At 73.2% G+C, this 19,847-nt stretch carries 23 protein-coding genes; 17 read left to right on the top strand and 6 right to left on the bottom strand.

Features of this window, described 5'->3' with window-relative positions; translation table 11 throughout:
- Positions 1 to 38 precede the first annotated feature (38 nt).
- On the bottom strand, positions 39 to 839 hold the full coding sequence (locus ABZ815_RS32850) for an SGNH/GDSL hydrolase family protein (protein WP_357704812.1): 801 nt from the start codon (positions 837 to 839) through the stop codon (positions 39 to 41).
- An 88-nt stretch (positions 840 to 927) separates the two neighbouring features.
- On the opposite strand from ABZ815_RS32850, the gene ABZ815_RS32845 reads away from it, so the two are divergent.
- Together ABZ815_RS32845 and ABZ815_RS32840 are read left to right on the top strand one after the other, a co-directional pair.
- Positions 928 to 2,529 (top strand): CocE/NonD family hydrolase, encoded by a 1,602-nt coding sequence (locus ABZ815_RS32845; protein ID WP_357704810.1) that lies wholly within the window; start codon positions 928 to 930, stop codon positions 2,527 to 2,529.
- The gene (locus tag ABZ815_RS32840) at positions 2,511 to 3,455 is read left to right on the top strand and encodes a WYL domain-containing protein (RefSeq protein ID WP_357704808.1); all 945 of its coding nucleotides are present in this window, start codon (positions 2,511 to 2,513) and stop codon (positions 3,453 to 3,455) included. Before ABZ815_RS32845 ends, ABZ815_RS32840 begins: the two co-directional genes overlap by 19 nt.
- A 73-nt stretch (positions 3,456 to 3,528) precedes the next feature.
- Here the strand turns inward: ABZ815_RS32840 and ABZ815_RS32835 are convergent, their stop codons facing one another.
- A complete protein-coding gene (locus ABZ815_RS32835; protein ID WP_357704806.1) occupies positions 3,529 to 4,449 on the bottom strand; it encodes an SDR family oxidoreductase in 921 nt (306 codons plus the stop codon).
- 48 nt (positions 4,450 to 4,497) lie between these two features.
- Here ABZ815_RS32835 and ABZ815_RS32830 point away from each other — a divergent pair, with 48 nt between their 5' ends.
- The 4 genes from ABZ815_RS32830 to mctP all read left to right on the top strand — a co-directional run bounded on the left by ABZ815_RS32830 (position 4,498) and on the right by mctP (position 7,723).
- Positions 4,498 to 5,058, top strand: a complete 561-nt coding sequence (locus ABZ815_RS32830; RefSeq protein ID WP_357704804.1) for a VOC family protein — start codon at positions 4,498 to 4,500, stop codon at positions 5,056 to 5,058.
- Positions 5,058 to 5,687: a carboxymuconolactone decarboxylase family protein gene (locus ABZ815_RS32825; protein ID WP_357704802.1), complete on the top strand. Its 630-nt coding sequence runs from the start codon at positions 5,058 to 5,060 to the stop codon at positions 5,685 to 5,687. The genes ABZ815_RS32830 and ABZ815_RS32825 overlap by 1 nt, the downstream gene beginning before the upstream one ends.
- Before the next feature lie 231 nt (positions 5,688 to 5,918).
- Positions 5,919 to 6,131, top strand: coding sequence for a DUF3311 domain-containing protein (locus ABZ815_RS32820; protein WP_357704800.1), 213 nt, complete (start codon positions 5,919 to 5,921; stop codon positions 6,129 to 6,131).
- Positions 6,128 to 7,723 (top strand): monocarboxylate uptake permease MctP, encoded by a 1,596-nt coding sequence (gene mctP / locus ABZ815_RS32815; RefSeq protein ID WP_357704798.1) that lies wholly within the window; start codon positions 6,128 to 6,130, stop codon positions 7,721 to 7,723. Before ABZ815_RS32820 ends, mctP begins: the two co-directional genes overlap by 4 nt.
- Positions 7,724 to 7,726: 3 nt before the next feature.
- Here mctP and ABZ815_RS32810 read toward each other — a convergent pair whose 3' ends face one another.
- Positions 7,727 to 8,071 carry a DUF6285 domain-containing protein gene (locus ABZ815_RS32810; RefSeq protein WP_357704796.1) on the bottom strand — a complete coding sequence of 115 codons (345 nt, stop codon included), beginning with the start codon at positions 8,069 to 8,071 and terminating at the stop codon, positions 7,727 to 7,729.
- Between the two features lie 341 nt (positions 8,072 to 8,412).
- Here ABZ815_RS32810 and ABZ815_RS32805 point away from each other — a divergent pair, with 341 nt between their 5' ends.
- The 3 genes from ABZ815_RS32805 to ABZ815_RS32795 all read left to right on the top strand — a co-directional run bounded on the left by ABZ815_RS32805 (position 8,413) and on the right by ABZ815_RS32795 (position 10,869).
- On the top strand, positions 8,413 to 8,598 hold the full coding sequence (locus ABZ815_RS32805) for a hypothetical protein (protein ID WP_357704794.1): 186 nt from the start codon (positions 8,413 to 8,415) through the stop codon (positions 8,596 to 8,598).
- A 100-nt stretch (positions 8,599 to 8,698) separates the two neighbouring features.
- On the top strand, positions 8,699 to 9,889 hold the full coding sequence (locus ABZ815_RS32800; protein ID WP_357704792.1) for an acyl-CoA dehydrogenase family protein: 1,191 nt from the start codon (positions 8,699 to 8,701) through the stop codon (positions 9,887 to 9,889).
- A complete protein-coding gene (locus ABZ815_RS32795) occupies positions 9,886 to 10,869 on the top strand; it encodes a phosphotransferase family protein (RefSeq protein WP_357704790.1) in 984 nt (327 codons plus the stop codon). Before ABZ815_RS32800 ends, ABZ815_RS32795 begins: the two co-directional genes overlap by 4 nt.
- Before the next feature lie 9 nt (positions 10,870 to 10,878).
- On the opposite strand, the gene ABZ815_RS32790 is transcribed toward ABZ815_RS32795, so the two are convergent.
- Both ABZ815_RS32790 and ABZ815_RS32785 read right to left on the bottom strand, forming a co-directional pair.
- Positions 10,879 to 11,481 carry a TetR/AcrR family transcriptional regulator gene (locus ABZ815_RS32790; RefSeq protein WP_357704788.1) on the bottom strand — a complete coding sequence of 201 codons (603 nt, stop codon included), beginning with the start codon at positions 11,479 to 11,481 and terminating at the stop codon, positions 10,879 to 10,881.
- Positions 11,478 to 11,897: a hypothetical protein gene (locus tag ABZ815_RS32785; protein ID WP_357704786.1), complete on the bottom strand. Its 420-nt coding sequence runs from the start codon at positions 11,895 to 11,897 to the stop codon at positions 11,478 to 11,480. The genes ABZ815_RS32790 and ABZ815_RS32785 overlap by 4 nt, the downstream gene beginning before the upstream one ends.
- Positions 11,898 to 11,952: 55 nt before the next feature.
- Between ABZ815_RS32785 and ABZ815_RS32780 the strand changes: the two genes are divergently transcribed.
- The 5 genes from ABZ815_RS32780 to ABZ815_RS32760 are packed head-to-tail and all read left to right on the top strand — an operon-like array spanning position 11,953 to position 17,279.
- Positions 11,953 to 12,633, top strand: coding sequence for a class I SAM-dependent methyltransferase (locus ABZ815_RS32780; protein WP_357704784.1), 681 nt, complete (start codon positions 11,953 to 11,955; stop codon positions 12,631 to 12,633).
- Between the two features lie 50 nt (positions 12,634 to 12,683).
- Positions 12,684 to 13,454, top strand: coding sequence for a hypothetical protein (locus tag ABZ815_RS32775; RefSeq protein WP_357704782.1), 771 nt, complete (start codon positions 12,684 to 12,686; stop codon positions 13,452 to 13,454).
- Positions 13,451 to 14,581, top strand: coding sequence for a hypothetical protein (locus ABZ815_RS32770; RefSeq protein WP_357704780.1), 1,131 nt, complete (start codon positions 13,451 to 13,453; stop codon positions 14,579 to 14,581). Before ABZ815_RS32775 ends, ABZ815_RS32770 begins: the two co-directional genes overlap by 4 nt.
- Positions 14,578 to 16,005: a hypothetical protein gene (locus ABZ815_RS32765; RefSeq protein ID WP_357704778.1), complete on the top strand. Its 1,428-nt coding sequence runs from the start codon at positions 14,578 to 14,580 to the stop codon at positions 16,003 to 16,005. The genes ABZ815_RS32770 and ABZ815_RS32765 overlap by 4 nt, the downstream gene beginning before the upstream one ends.
- On the top strand, positions 15,996 to 17,279 hold the full coding sequence (locus ABZ815_RS32760) for an AAA family ATPase (RefSeq protein ID WP_357704776.1): 1,284 nt from the start codon (positions 15,996 to 15,998) through the stop codon (positions 17,277 to 17,279). Before ABZ815_RS32765 ends, ABZ815_RS32760 begins: the two co-directional genes overlap by 10 nt.
- A gap of 19 nt (positions 17,280 to 17,298) precedes the next feature.
- On the opposite strand, the gene ABZ815_RS32755 is transcribed toward ABZ815_RS32760, so the two are convergent.
- Positions 17,299 to 18,228 (bottom strand): GNAT family N-acetyltransferase, encoded by a 930-nt coding sequence (locus ABZ815_RS32755; RefSeq protein ID WP_357704774.1) that lies wholly within the window; start codon positions 18,226 to 18,228, stop codon positions 17,299 to 17,301.
- 68 nt (positions 18,229 to 18,296) lie between these two features.
- On the opposite strand from ABZ815_RS32755, the gene ABZ815_RS32750 reads away from it, so the two are divergent.
- The 3 genes from ABZ815_RS32750 to ABZ815_RS32740 all read left to right on the top strand — a co-directional run bounded on the left by ABZ815_RS32750 (position 18,297) and on the right by ABZ815_RS32740 (position 19,789).
- Positions 18,297 to 18,617 carry an STAS domain-containing protein gene (locus ABZ815_RS32750; protein WP_357704772.1) on the top strand — a complete coding sequence of 107 codons (321 nt, stop codon included), beginning with the start codon at positions 18,297 to 18,299 and terminating at the stop codon, positions 18,615 to 18,617.
- A gap of 99 nt (positions 18,618 to 18,716) precedes the next feature.
- Complete coding sequence (locus ABZ815_RS32745; RefSeq protein WP_357704770.1) at positions 18,717 to 19,265, top strand: helix-turn-helix domain-containing protein; 549 nt, start codon at positions 18,717 to 18,719, stop codon at positions 19,263 to 19,265.
- A 92-nt stretch (positions 19,266 to 19,357) separates the two neighbouring features.
- Positions 19,358 to 19,789 carry an ATP-binding protein gene (locus ABZ815_RS32740; RefSeq protein ID WP_357704768.1) on the top strand — a complete coding sequence of 144 codons (432 nt, stop codon included), beginning with the start codon at positions 19,358 to 19,360 and terminating at the stop codon, positions 19,787 to 19,789.
- Positions 19,790 to 19,847 lie beyond the last annotated feature (58 nt).

Raw genomic sequence — 19,847 nt, 5'->3', positions numbered from 1 at the left:
GCGCTCAGGCGGCTCGGCCGGGCGTCCCTGATCAGTGGTCAGTGGTCGGCGGTCGTCAGTGGGGCGAGGTCGGGGCGCTTGGGGAGGACCCCGTCGCCCGAGGAGCGCCGGTTGATGCGCCTGCCGATCCACGGGCCGAGGTAGGTCCTGGCCCAGCGCAGGTCCTCGCGGCGGGCGGCCGTCCAGACCGGCGGCCGCCTGACCGGGTACGCCTCGCGCCAGTCCTCGCCCACCGGCACGCCGAGCACCTCGGCGGCCCGCAGCGCCACCCGGCGGTGGCCGTCGGGGCTGAGGTGCAGGCGGTCGGCGTTCCAGGCGCGCGGGTCGCGCAGGACCGGCATCGGCCACAGGTCGACCAGCAGCGCGTCGTAGCGGCGGGCGATGTCGTGGATGTGCAGGTTGTAGACCTCGATCTTGGAGTGCGCCAGCCGCATCACCGGCACGTGCCGCAGGTCGAAGCCGGTGAACATGAGCACCCGGCTGCCCGCCTCGGTGAGCGTCCTGACGCCCTGTTCCAGCCGCCTGGCCACGGACGCGGGCCCGCTGCCCGGCCGCAGGATGTCGTTGCCCCCGGCGCACAGCGAGACCAGGTCGGCGCCCAGCTCGACCGCCTTCGGCACCTGCTCCGCCACGATCTGGTCGATCAGCCGGCCGCGGACGGCGAGGTTGGCGTACCGCAGGCCGGGCTGCCGGGCCCCGAGGTTGCCGGACTCTGCGTTGTCGGCCGCGATGTGCTCGGCCAGCCGGTCGGCCCAGCCGCGGAAGCCGTACTCGGCCGGGTCTTCCAGTCCTTCGGTGAAGCTGTCCCCTAGGGCGACATACGAGGTGATTCGTCCCATGACCGGATAGTTTGCCAAGGAGATTCTCCTTACGCGACCGTAACCCCCGGCTACCGCCTATCCGGCCCCATCTGTTACTGGTTATGACATGAGACGCGTGCGGCTCCGGCGGGACATCCCCGTCCCGATGCCCGACGGTGTGACGCTGCTGGCCGACCACTACGCCCCGGCTCACGGCCGGCCGGCCCCGGCGGTGCTGATCCGCTCGCCCTACGGCCGGCGCGGCCTGTTCGGCTGGATGTACGGCCGCGGCTTCGCCAGGAACGGCTTCCACGTGCTGATCCAGAGCTGCCGGGGCGGCTTCGGCTCCGGCGGCAGCCTCGACCCGCTCGGCGACGAGCACGACGACGGCCTGGCCACCATCTCCTGGCTGCGCGAGCAGCCCTGGTACGGCGGCTCGTTCGCCATGTTCGGCCCCTCCTACCTCGGTTACGCCCAGTGGGCCGTCGCCGCCGAGGCCGGGCCCGAGCTCAAGGCCATGGCCACGCAGATCACCGCCTCCCAGTTCAGGGACGCCGCGTACGTGGGCGGCGCGTTCGCGCTGGAGTCGACGCTGAGCTGGACCACGCTGACCGACACCATGACGCGCCGCTTCGTCGGCGGGGCCGCGATGCTGACCGCCCCCAGGGTGACCCGCCGGGCCGTGTTGTCGGGGCGGCCGGTGGCCGAGCTGGACGTGGCCTCGGCGGGCCGGCCGCTGCGGTTCTTCCAGGACCTGCTGGCCCACCACGCCGATCCGGCCGTGCCGTACTGGCACAAGCGGGACTTCTCCCCCAAGGTCGGCGAGGTGGAGGCGGCGGTCACCATGCTCGGCGGCTGGTACGACGTCTTCCTGCCCTGGCAGCTCAAGGACTACGCGGCGATGCGGGCGGCCGGGCGGCGGCCGTACCTGACGATCGGGCCCTGGTACCACGTCGACTCCCGGCACGGGCGGCCCTCGAAGGCCGAGGCGCTGGCCTGGTTCCGCGCGCACCTGATGGGTGACCCGTCCGGTCTGCGCCCGGACCCGGTGCGGCTCTTCGTCACCGGGGCCGGCGAGTGGCGCGACTACCCCGACTGGCCGGTGCCGGGCATGCGGGAGCAGCGCTGGCACCTGCGGTCCGGCGGTGGGCTGGCCACGCGGGAGCCGGAGGAGGCCGGGACCGACCGGTTCCGCTACCACCCCGCCCATCCCACGCCGGCGATCGGCGGGCCCGTGCTGCTGGCCGACTCCAGGCCGCGCGACCAGCGGCGTCTGGAGGCCCGGCGCGACGTGCTGGTCTACAGCTCGGCGGCGCTGGAGTCGGACGTGGAGATGATCGGCCCGGTGCACGCCGACGTGTACGTCCGCTCCAGCACGCCGTACGTGGACGTGGTGGTCCGGGTGTGCGACGTGCACCCCGACGGCCGCTCGCTCAACCTGTGCGAGGGGGTGCGGCGGCTGGGCCCGCGGGCAACCGGCGACGGGGACGGCGACGGCGTGCGCCGCGTACGGGTGGAGTTGTGGCCGATCGGGCACCGGTTCCGCCGCGACCACCGGATCCGGGTGCACGTGGCGGCCGGCGCGTACCCGACGATCGCCCGCAACCCGGGCACCGGCGAGCCGGTGGGCGCGGCGGGCGGCCCGATGACGCCCGCCGACGTCGAGGTGTTCCACTCCCCCGCCCGTCCCTCGGCCGTGGTGCTGCCGCTGTGCGCGCCGCGCGGCTGATGTCGCTGGTCCTGCTGTTGCAGGCCAGGGGCGGGATGACGGCGGCCGAGCTGGCCAAGGAGCTGGAGGTCTCCGAGCGCACGGTGCACCGGGACGTGCTGGCGCTGTCGGAGGCGGGCGTGCCGGTCTACGCCGACCGGGGGCGCGGCGGCGGCTACCGGCTGCTGGACGGCTACCGCACCCGGCTGACCGGGCTGGACCGGGCCGAGGCCGAGGCGCTGTTCCTGTCGGGGGTGCCCGCGGCGCTGCGCGAGATGGGGTTGCAGGAGGTGGCCGCGACGGCCCGGCTCAAGGCCGCCGCGGCGCTGTCCCCCTCGCTGCGCGACGCGCCCGCCACGGCCGCGCAGCGTTTCCACCTGGACGCGCCCGGCTGGTACGCCGCCGACGTGCCGCCGCCCCCGGCCCTGGCGCCGCTGGCCAGGGCCGTGTGGAACGACCTGCCGGTCACGGTGGTCTACAAGGAGCGCACGCGGGAGCTGGACCCGTACGGGCTGGTGCTGAAGGCGGGCGCCTGGTACCTGGTGGCCCGTCTGGGCGAGCGGTTCCTGATCTTCCGGGTGGACCGGATGGGCGACGTCCGGGCGCGCGAGCCGCGCTTCGAGCGGGCGGCCGGCTTCGACCTGGCCGCGTTCTGGGCCGGGCAGGCGGCCGAGTTCAGCCGCTCCCTGCTGAGGGACGTGATCACGTTGCGGCTGACCCCGGCGGGCCGGCGCATGCTGCGGTACGTCGCCGACCCCGCCGCCCTGGACGACGCGCTGGCCTCGCTCCGGCCCGACGGGACCGTGCGGCTGGCCGTGGAGTCGGTGGAGGTGGCCTACACGCAGGTGCTGCGCTTCGGCCCGGAGGCCGAGGTACTGGCGCCCGCCGAGCTGCGCGCCCTGGTCGCCGACGCCGCCGCCCGCACGGCCGCGCTCTACGAACGCTGACCGGCGGGCGCCGCCCCCCGGGCGCTCGACCGTGGGCGCCGAGGGGGATCGCCGTCCGGGGGCGCCGTGCGCGTCAGCGGTAGTTCTCCCAGCTGCCGTCGCCGCCCTTCTCGCCGACCTCGTCGAGGTAGCGCCACACCTGCGGCCGGCTGCCGTCCACGTCGGTGATCCCGTACGCCTCGGCCAGCTCGCCGCTGGTGACCGACGATCCCGACCACCGCCGCCGGTCGGGGTCCTGGGCCAGGGCGGCCACGCCGCGGCCGGCGTAGGCGGGGGTCTCGGAGACCATCCACGCGCCGTCCGCCTTGGCCTCGCGCCAGTTCTCCTCGGTGACGCCGAAGCCCTCCAGCATCGCCTCCGAACGCAGGAAGCCCGGCGTGACCGCCACCGCCGTCCCGCCGTACGCGCGTAGTTCGTGGGACCAGGCGAAGGCCAGCCGGTTGACCGACACCTTGGCCAGGTCGTAGTAGACGTTCCCGCGGTAACGGGTCCGGTTGAACTCCCAGGTGCCGTCGGTGATCTCCACGACCAGGCCGCCCTCGTGCCGGATCAGCAGCGGCAACAGGTGCCGGGCGCTGACGAGATGGGTGTCGACGGCCAGCCTGAGCAGGCGCAGGCCGTCGTCCTGGTCCTGCTTCCAGACGGGGGTCTCCCACTGCCACAGGTGGTCGCCGCCCCACACGTCGTTGACCAGCACGTCCAGCCGGCCCTGCTCGCGCTCGACGCGGGCGGCCAGCTCCGCCACCTGCGCCGGGTCCAGGAAGTCGACGGGGACGGCGATGCCCGTCCCGCCCGCCGCGCTCACCAGCTCGGCGGTCTCCTCGATCGTCTCCGGACGGTTCATCTCCGAACGCCGCTCCCGCGTACTGCGTCCGGCGCAGTAGACCGTCGCCCCGGCCGCCCCGAGGGCGACCGCCATTCCTCGTCCCGTTCCGCGGGTCGCGCCCGCCACCACAACAATCACGCTGACGATCGTGTCCCGGATACCCGCCATCCCCTGTCATGTTTTACGCAAGAACGCTGTGATAAGTAGTTGATTACTATGAACAGCGAATTCGAGCTCCGCGGGGTCAACCACATCGCCCTGGTCTGCTCGGACATGAAGCAGACCGTCGACTTCTACTCCGGCGTGCTGGGCATGCCGCTGATCAAGACGATCGAGCTGCCCCTGGGCTGGGGCCAGCACTTCTTCTTCGACTGCGGCGGCGCCAACGCGCTGGCCTTCTTCTGGTTCCCCGACGCCCCCGAGGGCGTGCCCGGGGTCTCCGCGCCCAGGAACCTGCCGGACCGGGGCGAGCTGCTGTCGGCGGTCGGCTCGATGAACCACATCGCCTTCGACGTGCCGCCCGAACGCATCGAGGAGTACCGCGACCGGCTGGTGGCCAAGGGCATCGACGTGGGCGTGCTGCTCAACCACGACGACAGCGAGTTCGGCGTGGCGGCCGAGATGCACGAGGGCGTGTTCGTCCGGTCCATCTACTTCAAGGACCCCGACGGGATCCTGGTGGAGTTCGCCGCCTGGACCCACCCGGACGGACGGCCGGACGGGCGGCCCGGCGACGTCCGGCACGAGCCCAAGACGGCCGCCGACAGGACCGTCTGATGCCGCGCCTGCGCCGGGTGCCGCCCGAGGAGGTGACCGACCCCGTCGTCCGGTTCTTCCACGACCGGCTGCTGTCCCCCGACGGCACGGGGACCGCGACCGGCTCGCCGGGCGACTGGTGGACGGTGTTCGCCCTCGACCCCAAGATCTTCCGCCACTGCGTCAAGGGCTTCCAGATCTACCGCGAGTCACGGCTCGACCCGGTGCTGCGCGAGCTGGGGCAGACCAGGGCGGGCTGGGCGCGGCAGAGCCAGTTCGTCTACTCCCAGCACTGCAAGCAGCTCAGGGCGCTCGGCGTACCGGAGGAAAAGGTGCGGGCGGTCGCCTCCTGGCAGGTCAGCGACCGGTTCGGCGAGCTGGAACGGGCGGTGCTGGCCTACACCGACGGGCTGGTGCTGGACGGCGGCCGGGTGCACGACGAGGTGTTCGCCGTGCTGCGCGCCCACCTGCCCGACGAGCAGATCCTGGAGCTGACCTACATCGTCTGCCTGTACGAGATGCACGCCACCATGGCCCGGGCGCTGCGGCTGGAGTTCGACGACCGCCCCGACCCGATCACCGAGGTGCCCGCCCCCGAGGGCTACGGGACGCGCGACATCGCCGACGAAGTGACCGTTCATCGCGAGTAGCCGACCATTCGCCGATCGCCCGGTTCCGCGCGACGCGGTGGCGACTTAACGTGCCGGGTGCGAGGGGTGGGCTTTGGTCTCGCCTGCCGAGAGTTGATCTCGACATTTAGGCCAAACTGTGATGTTCCGGACATTGGGTTTAATACCACCGGAAAGCTAATCTCCCTCCATTGACTACGTTGTCAGGGGCCGGTCAACAAGCCGCCCCTGATCCCCCCAATCGGAGGGTCGATGACTACCGGGGAATCCGGGCAGCCGCCGCGTACCGACCGCAGCCCATGGAACTGGCTGCTGGTCGTGCCGATCGTGCTGCCGCTGCTGACGTTCCTGTTCAACTCCGACGAGCCGCGCCTGCTCGGCTTCCCGCTGTTCTACTGGCTGCAGCTCGCCTTTATCGTGATCGGCGTCGGCTGCACCACCATCGTCTACAGGATGACCAAATGAGCGGGCACGTGACCGAGCTGGTCGTCTTCGCGCTGCTGTTCGTCCTGGTCAGCGGCATGGGCTTCGTCGCGGCCCGCTGGCGGCGGCCCACCGACCTGGCCAGCCTCAACGAGTGGGGCCTGGGCGGCCGCAGCTTCGGCTCCTGGGTCACCTGGTTCCTGGTCGGCGGCGACCTCTACACCGCCTACACGTTCGTGGCCGTGCCCGCGCTGGTGTTCAGCTCCGGCGCGCTCGGCTTCTACGCGCTGCCCTACACCGTGGTGGTCTACCCGCTGGTGTTCCTGGTGCTGGCGCGGATGTGGTCGGTCTCGCACGTGCACGGGTTCGTCACGCCCGCCGACTTCGTCCGGGCGCGCTTCGGGTCGCCGACGCTGGCGCTGCTGATCGCCATCACCGGGCTGGTGGCCACGATGCCGTACATCGCGCTGCAGCTCGTCGGCATCGAGGCGGTGCTGAAGTCGATGGGCATCACCGGGCACCTGCCGATCATCATCGCGTTCGCGATCCTGGCGGCCTACACCTACCAGTCGGGCCTGCGCGCGCCGGCGCTGATCGCCTTCGTCAAGGACGCGCTGATCTACATCGTGATCCTGGCCGCGGTCATCTACATCCCGGCCAAGCTGGGCGGCTGGGGCAACATCTTCGACATGGCCCAGGCCAAGTTCGACAAGACCCCCGCCCCGGGCGACGGCATCCTGCTCAACGGCGCCAACCAGCTCCAGTACGTCACGCTGGCCTTCGGCTCGGCCCTGGCGCTGTTCCTCTACCCGCACAGCCTCACCGGCGTGCTGGCCTCCAAGAACCGCAACGTCATCAAGCGCAACATGTCGGCGCTGCCGGCCTACAGCTTCGTGCTCGGCCTGATCGCGCTGCTGGGCTTCATGGCCATCGCGGCCGGCACCAAGCCGGTCGACGGCGACCCGAACACGATCGTGCCGAACCTGTTCGACCAGCTCTTCCCCGACTGGTTCGCCGGCGTGGCGTTCGCGGCCATCGGCATCGGCGCGCTGGTGCCGGCGGCGATCATGTCGATCGCGGCGGCGAACCTGTTCACCCGCAACATCTACCGCGAGTACATCAACAAGCAGGCCACCGACGCCCAGGAGGCCAAGGTCTCCAAGGTCGTCTCGCTCGTGGTCAAGGTCGGCGCGGTGCTGTGCATCCTGCTGCTGGACCCGCAGTTCTCGATCGACCTCCAGCTCATCGGCGGCGTGATCATCCTGCAGACGCTGCCGTCGGTGGCGCTCGGCCTGTACACGCGCTGGTTCCACAAGGGCGGCCTGATGGCGGGCTGGGCCCTGGGCCTGGCGGCGGGCATGTGGATGCTCTACCTCATCCCCAACCCGGCCAAGGGCAAGGAGCACTTCGGCGGCTCGGCCTTCAGCATGGCGAACCTGGGCCTGGACACCAAGATGACGATCTACGCGGGCTTCCTCGCGCTCATCGTCAACCTGGTCGTGGCCGCGCTCGCCACGCTGATCTTCCGGGCGGCCAAGGTGGCCGACGGCACGGACACCACCCGGCGCGGCGACTACTTCGCCGACGAGGGCGACCCGGACGTCAAGGACCTGGACCTGGCCGGGTCGCACTGACGCTCACGGCCGCTGGAGGTAGCCGGGATCGGCCACCTCCAGCTTGGCCCGTACGGCCTGGACCAGCGCGGCGGTGAGCGCGTCGTCGCCGTCGAAGCGGCCCGCGCGGACGGCGGCGGCCAGCTCGGCGTCGTCGGCCACGCCCAGGGCCGCCAGCCGCGCGGCGTGCTCGGCGGCCTGGTCCGGGCCCAGCTCGATCTCCCGCTCCACCATGGCCAGCACGTTGATCGCCACCCGCGTGTGGAAGCGCACCCGCCCCTCGGCCGCGGGCAGCACGTCGTCGCGCAGGAACTCGCGCACGGCCGCGACGAGCTGCGCGGCGGTGGGCACGTCATGGGGCTGCGCCATCGGCGGCACTCCCGTCACCTCGCTCCGGAGCCGTACGCCCGCGCACGGCCTGTCATGAGCCCAGGCATAAAGATCACCGCCCTCCCTGTCAAGGCCCCGGCGCCCGGATGACCTTTCTCCACCCCCGGGACGACAGACCTCCCCCCGCGATCGGCGTGTCTCTACCGGACCGCCGACACCCCCGGTGGCGGGCCCGCGCGCGACGATGACACGCTTCTCGAGCGGCCCGGCCCTCCGGGGTCACGCGGACGGCCCGGACGGCTGGGAAAGTCGCCCGGCGCAGCTCCCAGGCCCCCGGACCCCCGGGCCGCTCAGCCGCAGTCAACCCGAGGGAGCGCAGCATGAACGACGACGTACGCGTCAAGGCCTGCCGCATCAACGACCACGTGGAGCTCATCCACGACTCCTCCCCTGACGTGGTCCTGGAGATCCCGCGCCGCGACTGGCTGCACTTCCTGGAGGCGGTCAGGTCGGGGGCGTTCGAGCTGGAGGTCCTGCCCCGCAAGGCCGAGGAGAACGCGGCCTGACCCCCGTCCCCTCCGAAGGGCCCGGCGGCCGCTGCCGGGCCCTTTCCCGTCCCGCGCGCCGGCCGTTGACCGCGCAACGGATTTCGGTTGAGATCACCCCATGAGCTTCGCCGTACCCGGGCATGTCCGGCCGATCCGCGACGCCGTGCGCGCGTTCATGACCGAGCGCGTCGAACCGGCCGAGGAGGTCCTGCACGAGGGCGGCCCCCGAGCCGCCGCCACCCTGGCCGGGCTGCGGGACGAGGCCAGGAAGGAGGGCCTGTGGGCCCTCGGCCACCCGCGCGAACTGGGCGGCGGCGGGCTGCCGTTCCTCGACTACGTCTACGTCAACGAGGTCCAGGGCCGCAGCGAGTACGGGCAGCTCGCCCTCGGCTCGTTCACCCTGCAGGACTCGCTCATGCTGCACGAGCACGCCTCCCCCGAGCAGCGCGAACGCTACCTGGAGCCGCTGGTGCGCGGCGACATCTCGCCCAGCTTCGCGATGACCGAGCCGGAGGCCGCCGGCAGCGACCCCACCCGGATCACCACCTCTGCCGTGCTCGACGGCGACACCTGGGTGATCAACGGGCACAAGTGGTTCACCACGGGCGCGTCGGCGGCGGCGTACACGACCGTGATGTGCCGGACCGAGCCGGACGCGCCGCCCCACTGGGCCTTCTCCATGATCCTCGTGCCGACGGACACGCCCGGCTACACGATCGTGCGCGAGACCCCGGTGCTCGGGCTCGGCGGCGCCCACTGCGAGGTGCGCTACGAGGACGTGCGGGTGCCCGCCGCGAACCTGCTGGGCGAGCGCGGGCGCGGCTTCGTCATCGCCCAGCAGCGCCTCGGGCCCGGCCGGATCTTCCACTGCATGCGCTGGCTCGGGCAGGCGCAGCGGGCCTTCGACCTGATGTGCCGGCGGCTGCACGCGCGCACCGCGTCCGGCGAGCCGCTGGCGGCCAAGCAGCTCATGCGGCAGCACGTGTTCGACTCCTACACCGAGATCCAGGCCGCCCGCCTGCTCACCCTCCAGGCCGCCGAGGCCGTGGACGCCGGCTCGCAGGCCCGCGTCGAGATCGGCGCGATCAAGGTGGTGGGGGCGCGCATGCTGCACAACGTCATCGACCGGGCCGTCCAGGTGTACGGCGCGGCCGGCCTGACCCCCGACACCCCGCTGGACCGCATGTACCGGCACGCCCGCGCCGCACGCGTCTACGACGGCCCCGACGAGGTGCACGTGGACGCGGTCGGCCGCCGCCTCCTGGGCGAGTACGCGGCCGGCGGCAACTGGGAGTTCGGCCTGCGATGAACCGTGCCGAGACGATCGCCCGCCAGGTGTACGGCCCCGGCGCGGCCGTCCCGTACGCGGTCCGGCTGCCCGGCGGGGCCTCCAGGGAGACCTGGGCCCTGGACGTGGTCACCCCCGGCGGCGACCGGCACGAGCTGGTGCTCCGGCTCGACGGGCCGGGGGCCGTCCTGGAGGTGGGCGCCGGGCTGGCCGCCGAGGCGCGGCTGATGCGGGCGGCGGCCGACGCCGGAGTGCCCGTGCCGCACGTCGTGGCAGCCGCCGATCCGCCCGCCGATCCGTACATCCTGATGACCCGGGTCCCCGGCGAGACCATCCCGCGCAGGATCCTGCGGGACGAGGAGTACCGGGAGGCCAGGGCCGGGCTGGCCGCCGAGTGCGGCCGGACGCTGGCGGCGATCCACCGCATGCCGCTGTCCTGCCTGCCCGCGACCGACGCGGAGACCGGAGCCGGAGCGGAAGCCGGGGCCGGGCCCGGCCACCCGCTGCGGCGCTGGCGCGACGTGCTGGACCTGACCGGCGAGCCGCACCCGGTGTTCGAGCTGGCCCTGCGCAGGCTCGCAGCCGACCGGCCGCCCGCCGCCCCCACGGGCGTCGTGCACGGCGACTTCCGCAACGGCAACCTGATCGTCGGCCCGGAGGGCATCAGGGCCGTGCTCGACTGGGAGCTGGCCCACGCCGGCGACCCGCTGGAGGACCTGGGCTGGCTGTGCGTCAAGGCGTGGCGGTTCGGCTCGCCGCTGCCCGTGGGCGGGTTCGGCGGCTACGCCGAGCTGATCGCCGCCTACGAGGAGGCCGGCGGGCGGCACGTCGACCTGGACGCGCTGCGCTGGTGGGAGACGTTCGGGGTGCTGAAGTGGGGGATCATCTGCGTCATGCAGACCATGCGGCACCTGCGCGGCGGCGCGGCGTCGGTGGAGCTGGCCGCCCTCGGCCGCCGCGTCTGCCAGACCGAGTGGGACCTGCTCGGCCTGCTGGCCTGACCGCGGCGCTCAGCCCCCGGCGACGGCCGCGCCCCGGCGGCCGGGGGCCATGGCCGCCGCGATCACGTCGACCAGCCCCTCCACCACCTGCGAGCGGTCGACCTCCGGATGCTCCAGCCACCAGTCGCCCGTCGCCTGCACCATGCCGACGAACGCGTGGCCGAGCACCTGCGCCCGCACCGGGTCGGGCACCACCCGCTCGGCCGCCAGCACCTGGCCCAGCTCCTCGCCCAGGCCGCGCACGAGCGAGGTCATGTGGGAGCGGATGCGGGTGTCCTCGGCGCCGGCCCGGTGGAACAGGAAGCGGTAGAGGTCGAGGTTGGCCGAGATCAGGTCGAGGTAGACGCCGATGGCGGCCCGTGCGCGGGCCCGCGGGTCGGCGCCGGGCCCGGCGAACTGGGGGCGGAGCCGGGCGATCACCGTGCGCACGTGGCGGTCGGCCAGCGCCTGGTAGAGACCGCTCTTGTCGCCGAAGTGGCGGTAGAGGATGGGCTTGGTGACGCCGGCCTCGGCGGCGATGGCCGCCATCGACACCTCGGGGCCCTCGGCCAGGATGGCCCGGTCGGCGGCGTCGAGCAGCGCCCTGCGCCGGTCGGGGTCCCGTCTGCTCATCTGCTCAGGATAGATCGCAGGCGACGCGGCAGCAGCGCCGAGAAGACCAGTAACGCGCCGGTGTAGGCGTACAGGCCGGTCGCCCCGGCGAGGGTGCCGGGCGGCTCGGCCCACGGCGGCTCCCACAGCCCGGGGAGCACGCCCGCCAGGCCGATCGCGGCCCGCAGGTCGAGGGCGAACAGCACGCCCGCCACGGCCAGCGGCAGCCCGCAGGCCAGCGCCGCCGCGGGCCAGGCGGCCAGCACGGCGACGATCAGCGCCGCGGCCGCCAGGAAGCCGAGCCCGGCGGGGGCCGGGGCGAAGGCCGCCTGGCCGGTCCGCAGGGCTCTGGCGCCCGCCTCGGTCAGGTAGTAGACGGGGGGAACGGCGGTCAGGCCCGCGCCGACGCCGATCAGAGCTCGTACCTCACCGGTCACAGAGCCCATCGTCCCCCGCCTGCGCGCGGCTCACTCGGCGGTTAGGTTTTTCGTCATGAAGAACAGTGGCACAGGCCCAGGCGCCATCACCCCCGACGGATCCCCTGTCGACTTCTACACCCTCCTCCGGCCCGGCCGGGACGCCGACCTCGTGATCCAGGAGACCCCGCCCGGCGGGTCCGTCCTGGAGCTCGGGGCCGGCGTCGGCAGGGTCACCCACGCCCTCGTCGAGGCCGGGTTACAGGTCGTGGCCGTGGACGAGTCCGCCGAGATGCTGGCGCACGTGCGCGGGGCCGGGACCGTGCACGCGCGACTCCAGGAGCTGCGGCTCGACCGCCGCTTCGACACCGTCACGCTGGCCTCCCAGCTCGTCAACGTCGTCGACGGGGAGGTCAGGCGCGCCTTCCTGGCCGCGTGCGCGCGGCACGTCGAGCCGGGCGGGGCGGTGCTCGTCCAGTGGATGCCGGCCGAGCGGCACGACTCCTGGCGGGCCGGCTCGGGCAGGGCCGACGGCGACGTCACGATCACGCTGGCCGAGGTCGAGGAGATCTCCCCCGGCGTGTTCGCGGCGACCATGCGCTACGAGCACGGCGACCGGGTGTGGACGCAGTCGTTCACCTCGCGGCGGATGACGGACGACGACCTGGCCGCCGACCTGGCCGCCGAGGGGTTGCGGCTGGAGCGGTTCCTCACCGAGGACCGCACGTGGTTCCTGGCCCGGCCCTTTACAAAGTAGATTTCAGTGTAAATACTGGGAAATACTGGAACTGTTGATACCCTCGCGCCATGAGTGACCGGCTGGACGAGCTGGAGCGGCGGATCGACGGGCTCCGGGCCGGCGTGCGCAAGGCCATGCGCGTCAAGGACGGCGCGACGGCCCGCGTCCTGCGCGCCGAGCTGCGCACCGCCGAGCGTGCCTGGGACGCCCTGGTGAGCGGCGAGCAGCCGCGCGGCAGGGCGGAGGGGCCCCGGCTGGTCACCGTGCGCGAGCAGGTGCACCAGGCGCTCGCGCTGCTCGGGGCCGCCGCGCAGCCGCGCCTGGTGGTGGCGGTCAGCGGCGCGTTCTTCGCCGGCACCATCCGCAGCGCCCAGCTCACCAGCCTGCGCCGCGACGAGGAACGCTCGTTCCGGTCCACACCGCACGGGCGGCCGTACTACCTGTGCGCGGCGCTGACCGACCGCCTCTCCCCCGCCCGCGGCCTGCTGACGCTCAGCACCTGGCCGCTGGAGCGGCGCGTCGTCGGCCCGCTCAGCCCCCGCGTCGACTTCCTGACCTGCGCCATCGCCGTGGCCTCGCACGAATGCGAGGACGAGCGGGCGCTGCGCTTACTGGCGCGGATGGCCAGGAACGTCCCCGGCGCCACGGCCGCCGACCTCGGCCCGCCCGACCGCCGGCGGATCGCCGAGGCGGCCGGGGCCGAGCTGGCCGTGCACGCGGAACGCGACACGCGCGACCGCGCCGAGCTGGCACGACGCGCCACATCCCAGCTCGGTGACGTGGCCAGGCTGTTCGGCGCCGCTACGCTGGGCACGATCAAGGAGGAGACAGCGACGTGAGCGGCTTGAGACGCGAGGACGGCCCGGCCCACCGGCTCGACGCCCTGCGCGGCACGACCCCGCCCAAGCCGCACGACGCCCGGGCGATCGCGGCCCTGGCCGCCAACCCCGGCTGCGCCCGCCGGGCCCTCATGGACGGCGCGGGCGTCGACAAGGACGCCGCCGCCCGCCATCTGGGCTTCCCCGCGCCGTTCGGCCAGTCGCCGTTCGCGATCACCCGCGGGAACGCGTTCGAGGCGCTGGTCAAGGCCGACGGCTGCGCCGAGCTGCTGCGCCTGCTGAGGGAGGTGCTCGGCCTGCCGGTCGCCGAGGTGGCCTACCACGACGTGGAGAACGTCGGCGCCCACCTGCGCCACACCCACACCCGGGCCCTGTTCGACCGGGCGGCGCGCGGCGACCAGGACGCCGGCACGCTGTTCGACCACCCGCTGCTCAGCCTGGAGATCGCCGGCCACACCGCCTTCCTCGAACCCGACGTGGTGGCCTTCCAGCTCGGCGGCCGCTTCCACGTGGTCGAGATCAAGTCGTTCGCGGTGGTGGACGGGCAGGCCGACCCCGGCGCGGTGGCCGCCGCCGCCCGCCAGGCCGCGGTCTACGTGCTGGCGCTGCGCACGATGCTGGAGGAGCTCGGGCACGACCCGCGTACCGTCTCCCACGACGTGGTGCTGGTGTGCCCCGAGAACTTCGCCAACCGGCCCGTGGCGACCCTGGTCGACGTGCGCAGGCAGCTCGCCGTGCTGCGCCGTCAGCTCACCCGGATGACCGGCCTCGACCGGCTGCTCGCGGCGCTGCCCGACGACCTCAGCTTCGACCTGCGGCCCGGCGAGGACGGCCGGCCCACCCGCCCGGTCGCCGAGCTGACCGACGCGCTGCACAGGACGACCGCCCGCTACGCCCCCGACTGCCTGTCCACGTGCGACCTGTGCTACTTCTGCCGCGACGAGGCCCGCCAGGAGGGCGCCTCCGACCTGCTCGGCCGCCAGGTGCGCGACGAGCTGGGCGGGGTCGCCTCGGTGGCCGAGGCGCTGGGCCTGGCCGACGGCCTGCGCGACCCGGCCGACGGCCAGGAGGAGATCGCCGGCCTGCTCCGCAACGCCGAACGCCTGCGCAGGGAGTGCCTCAGTTGAGCCTGCTCACCTCGCTCGCCCGGCTGCGCGCTCTGCAGGAGGGCATCGCCCAGCCCGTCGCCACGGTCCGCCACTGTCACGTGGGCGCTCGGCCGATGGTGTTCGTCCCGCTCAAGCTGTCGGGCGAGGCCGCCGCGCCGCTGGCCGCCATGCTCGGCACCGACCGCGACCGGCCGCGCCTGCTCGTCGTCACCCAGCCGCGCAACCGCGACCTGCGCTTCGCCTGGGCCGCCGAGCTGGCCGGGGTGCTGCTGCCGTACATCGAGTCGTTCACCGCCGACACCGAGACGGTGGAGCGCAAGAACGCCGACCCCTACGAGCGGGCCCTCGACGCGCCGCAGCTCGTCGTGCCGAACCAGGCGGGGGTCGCCTTCGCCAGGCTGCTCGGCCGCTCCACGCGCTTCCGCAGGCCCGACGGGCCCTACCCGGTGCCGCCGGAGGTGCCGCTGCTGGGGCGGTGGCTGACGTACTTCGGCGAGCGGGCCGCCTACCCGGGCTCGTCGCTGACGCCGGCCGTGACCGAGGAGCTGGGCCGCCACTGGGCCAGCGGGCAGAGCGCGCTGGAGGACGCCAACCTGGCCGCGCTGCTGTCCTGGATCACCCAGGGGCCCTCCGACGACGCCGAGGATCCGCTGATCTGGCCGCCCGCCGGGCCCGCGACCGATCCCGGCTTCGACGCCGAGGTGCTCGCCCCGGCCATCGAGAGCGAGTCGCCCGAACGGGTCGCCGAGGCGCTGCGCACCCAGCTCGAACCCACCTGGCGGCTGATGTGGCAGGCGCTCGACCTGCTGTCCGGGCTGGAGCCGGGCGCGAGCGTGGCCCAGCGCTGGGAGCAGGACCGCGGCTCGTTCAGCGCCATGGCCGCCCACATCGCCGAGGGCGCGCCGCCGCAGGCCAGACGCGACGGCGCGGTGGCCGCCGCGGCCAAGCTGGCCCGCATGGAACGTGCCCAGGCCGCCTACGACGTGCAGCGCGCCTACGACGACCCGCTGGTGATGGCCGAGTACCGGCTGACCGGTGAGGCGTTCGCCGGCGAGGTGGTCGAGACCGTGCCCGACAACGTCGAGGGCGAGGGCCGCTCGCGCAAGCTGCGTCCGCTGGTGGTGCTCAAGACCGACGACCCGGTGCGCCTGGCGCCCGGCGCCTCGCTCGGCACCCCGGAGCGCCGCGGCCAGGGCGCCGAGCTGGTGGAGGCCCGCGACGGCCTGGTCACCCTGAAGATCACCAAGGGCATGGGCCGGGGGAAGACGCCCGTCCCCGGCGCCGTGCCGGAGGTCGGCGAGCGCGTCTGCTACACCTCGCTGACCGACGACTTCCAGGGCTCGCCGACGCTGCCCGAGGCCGAGGCCACGCCGTGGACGCACGGCGGGCCGCCGCAGGAGTACATCCCCGACGACGAGGACGCGCAGGAGGAATGGTCGTGAGCGAGAGCCCGGAGCAGGTGATCGCGAACGTCCTGGCCGACCTGCCCAGGAACCGCGGCGTCGTGGTCGACTCCCCGCCGGGCGCGGGCAAGTCCACCCTGGTCGTGCGCGCCGCCGCGCACATCGCCGCCACCGGCGAGCCGCTGATGATCGTCGCCCAGACCAACGAGCAGGTCGACGACCTGGTGGCCCGCATCTCCGACAAGCACCCGCACCTGAAGGTCGGACGGCTGTCGGCCGGCGGGTACGTGCCTCACCCGCGCATGCTGGAGCTGGCGGGCGTCACGATCGGCACCAGGATCCAGGACCTGGGCGACCCCGACATCGTCATCGCCACGGCCGACAAGTGGGCGTGGATCTCCGGCCGGGTGTGGCCGTGGGCGATCGTGGACGAGGCGTACCAGATGCGCTCGGACAAGCTGCTGCGCATCGCGGGGCTGTTCGAGCGGGCGCTGTTCGTGGGCGATCCCGGGCAGCTCGACCCGTTCTCGATCGTCGACGGCGACCGCTGGTCGGGGCTGTCGTGGGACCCGTTGCAGAGCGCGGTGGCGGTGCTGCTGCGGCACAACCCCGGCCTGCCGGTCCACCGGCTGCCGGTGTCCTGGCGGCTGCCGGCCTCGGCCGCGCCGGTGGTGTCGCAGGCGTTCTACCCGTTCACCGGGTTCCGGTCGGGCACCTCCGAGGGCGACCGGCGGCTGGACCTGACCGCCGGCGGCATGGGCACCGTGCACGACCGGGCGCTGGAGGAGGCCGCCCGGTCGGGCTGGGCGCTGCTGGAGCTGCCCAACCGGCACACCGTGCGCACCGACGGCGAGGCCGTGCAGGCCGTGGCGCTGCTGGCGGCGCGGCTGCTCCAGCGCGGGGCCGTGGCCACCTCCGAGCAGGGCGAGCGGCCGGTGACCGCCGACCGGATCGCGGTCGGCGCGGCCCACCGCGACCAGGTCGCGGCGATCAGGAACGCCGGGCTGCCGCCGGAGATCACCGTGGACACCGCCAACCGCCTCCAGGGCCGCGAGTACGACGTGACGATCGTGCTGCACCCGCTGTCGGGCCGCCGCGACGCCACCGCCTTCCACCTGGAGTCCGGGCGGCTGTGCGTGCTGGCCTCGCGCCACCGGCACGCCTGCGTGATGGTGGCGCGGGCGGGCATCGCCGAGCTGCTGGACGCCCACCCGTCGGCCGAGCCGGTGCAGCTCGGGGTGCCGGTGAAGTTCCCCGACGGCTGGGAGGCCAACCAGTCGGTGCTGGAGCACCTGGCCCGCCACCGGGTCTGACCCCGGAGCCGCGCACGGGTCAGAGGCGGCGCCGCCACACGTCGATGGCCAGCACGCGGCGCATGCCCGCCGACTCGTACAGGCCCAGCGCGGGGGTGGTGTTGTTGCTGTCGACGTGCAGGATCGTGCCCTTGCGGCCCCTGGCGGCGTCGGCGGCGAAGGCGTGGCGGAGCAGGAAGCGGCCCAGGCCCCGGCCGCGGAAGCGCGGGTGCACGGCGAGCGTGGCGACGTAGCCGCAGTCCTCGTCGGAGACGAACTGGTTGCTGCCGATCAGCACGCCGGCGGGCTGCCCGTCGATCCTGGCCAGGGTGAGCTGGCTCCAGTCGGTGACACTCTGGGCCTGGCGGCGCTCGTACCAGTGGTCGTAGTCGACCGGGACGAAGCCGAAGTGCTCGGCGAAGCCGAGCTGGTGCACCTGGTGCGCCGCGCGGCGCGTCTCCTCGCTCTCGCCCGTGTGCAGGGTGAGGCCGGGCAGCGGGACGGGCGGCTCGACGGGGGCCGCGTGGTCGACGCGCATGCGGTGGAAGCTGGTGCCGGGCTCGAAGCCCTGCTCCTTGGCGTAGGACTGCTTGTCCTGGTCGTCGCGGTAGATGCCGATGTCGATGGTGACGCCGTCGTGGCCGCGTTCGCCGCCCAGCTCGAGGGCGCGGTCGGTGACCGTACGCCACAGCTCCTCCCGCAGGCCCGTCAGGCCGGCGCGGGTGATGACCTCGATGTTGACCAGGTCGCTGTCGCCCACCCGGCACGCCCAGGCCCACCCGGTCAGCAGGCCGGTCTCGTCGCGGGCCAGCCAGCCGTCCCTGTCGAGGTCGAAGCCCGGCTCGACCAGCTCGTCGGCGACGTCGTCGAGGGTCATGTCGGGCGACCCGATGACCTCGGTGTCGTAGGACGCGACCAGCTCGTGGATGGCCGCGGCGTCGTCCACCCGGGGGCGGCTGAAGGTGTGCATGGGGCCGATTGTGCACATATGCCCGCCCCCGCGCCTCCCATTTTTCCGGTGGTGGCTAAGCTGGGCGGGTGGTCGACAGAAAGCCGCTGCACATCGAGGTCGCCACGCCGGGCGCGACGACCGTCTCGCTCGCGCTCAGCGGCGACCTCGACTACGAGTCCGTGAGCCGGCTGGCCGAGCTCTCCGTCCCCGCGGGCTGCACCGCGATCGACGTCGACCTGTCCCGGCTGACCTTCGTCGACTCCTCCGGCCTGGCCGGGCTCGTCCGCCTCCAGTTGCAGGCCGCGGACGCCGGCGCCGTCGTACGGGTGGTGGCGCTGACGCCCTATCTGCGCAGCCTGTTCCTGCTGACGGCGATCGACCGGCTGTTCACCTTGCCGCCGGACTGACCGCCTCCGCCTTCAGCTGATCTTGCTTACTTGCCGACCGGCAAGCCTAGAATGGGCGGGACATCAACTTGCCGACCGTCAAGTCGAAACAGGTGCGAAGTGCGGGAAGACACGCGGGCGCGGATCCAGGAGATCGCGCTGAGGCTCTTCACGGAGCAGGGTTACGAGGCGACCTCGCTGCGCGAGATCGCGGAAGAGCTGGGCGTGACCAAGGCCGCGCTTTACTACCACTTCAAGACCAAGGACGACATCGTCGGCAGCCTGGTCGACCTCCGGGTGGCCGAGCTCCAGGAGCTGCTCGACTGGGCCAGGAGCATGCCCAAGACCCCCGAGACCCGCCGCGAGCTGCTGGCGCGTTACGCCGAACGCCTCCGTCAGCCCCGCTACCTGGCCGTCGCCCGCTTCCTGGACAGCAACCAGACGGCCATGCGCAGCCATCCCAAGCTCGCCAAGATGCGCGACACGATGATGGAGCTCACCGCCGAGATGAGCGGGCCCGGCGCCACGCCCACCGAGCGCGTCAGCCGGTCGCTGGCGCTGTTCGCGCTGCACGCGGGCAAGTGGCTGACCATGGCCGGCGAGGGGCTCACCGACGAGGAGATCGACAAGGCGTGCATGGAGGTGGCGCTGCGGCTTCTGGAGCAGTAGCCGCCCTCCCGGGCTCCTGATGCCACAACGGACGATTGGCGCCCGGGATCCGGGGAAGAAGGCTCGCACGCATCCAGACGGGAGGAGACGCAGTGGAGGCGACGATAGCGCTCCGACTGCCCAGGGATGCGGCGAGCGTCCCGCTGATCAGGAAGATGCTGGACGGCACGCTGCGGTCGCTCGGCGTCGAGGCCCAGGTACGCGACGACATCGAGCTGATGCTGACCGAGGCGTGCGCCAACGTGGTCAAGCACGCGGCTCCCAGTGACGACTACACCGTCAGCGCCTGCGTGCGCGACGATCTGTGCGTCATCAAGGTCGTCGACACCGGGGGCGGTTTCGACCCGCACAAGGTGCTCGAACCCGGCCCGGGGGCCGAGCACGGCAGAGGACTGCAGATCATGCGCGCGCTCGCCGACGACATCCGGTTCACCAACGTCCGCGAGAACGGCGCGATGGTCTGCCTGGAGAAGAGGCTGCGCTTCACCCCAGGGGCGGCGGGGCAGCATCTCATCGCCAGGTGACCCGCACGAAAGGGGCCGGGGGGGCCCCGCCTGGCCGGGGGGCCCCCCCCCCGTATAC

Source organism: Nonomuraea sp. NPDC047529, from assembly GCF_040642995.1.
In the GTDB taxonomy this organism is placed as follows: domain Bacteria; phylum Actinomycetota; class Actinomycetes; order Streptosporangiales; family Streptosporangiaceae; genus Nonomuraea.
Note: the sequence above shows the minus strand (reverse complement) of the source record. Positions and strands in the feature narration are given on the sequence as shown.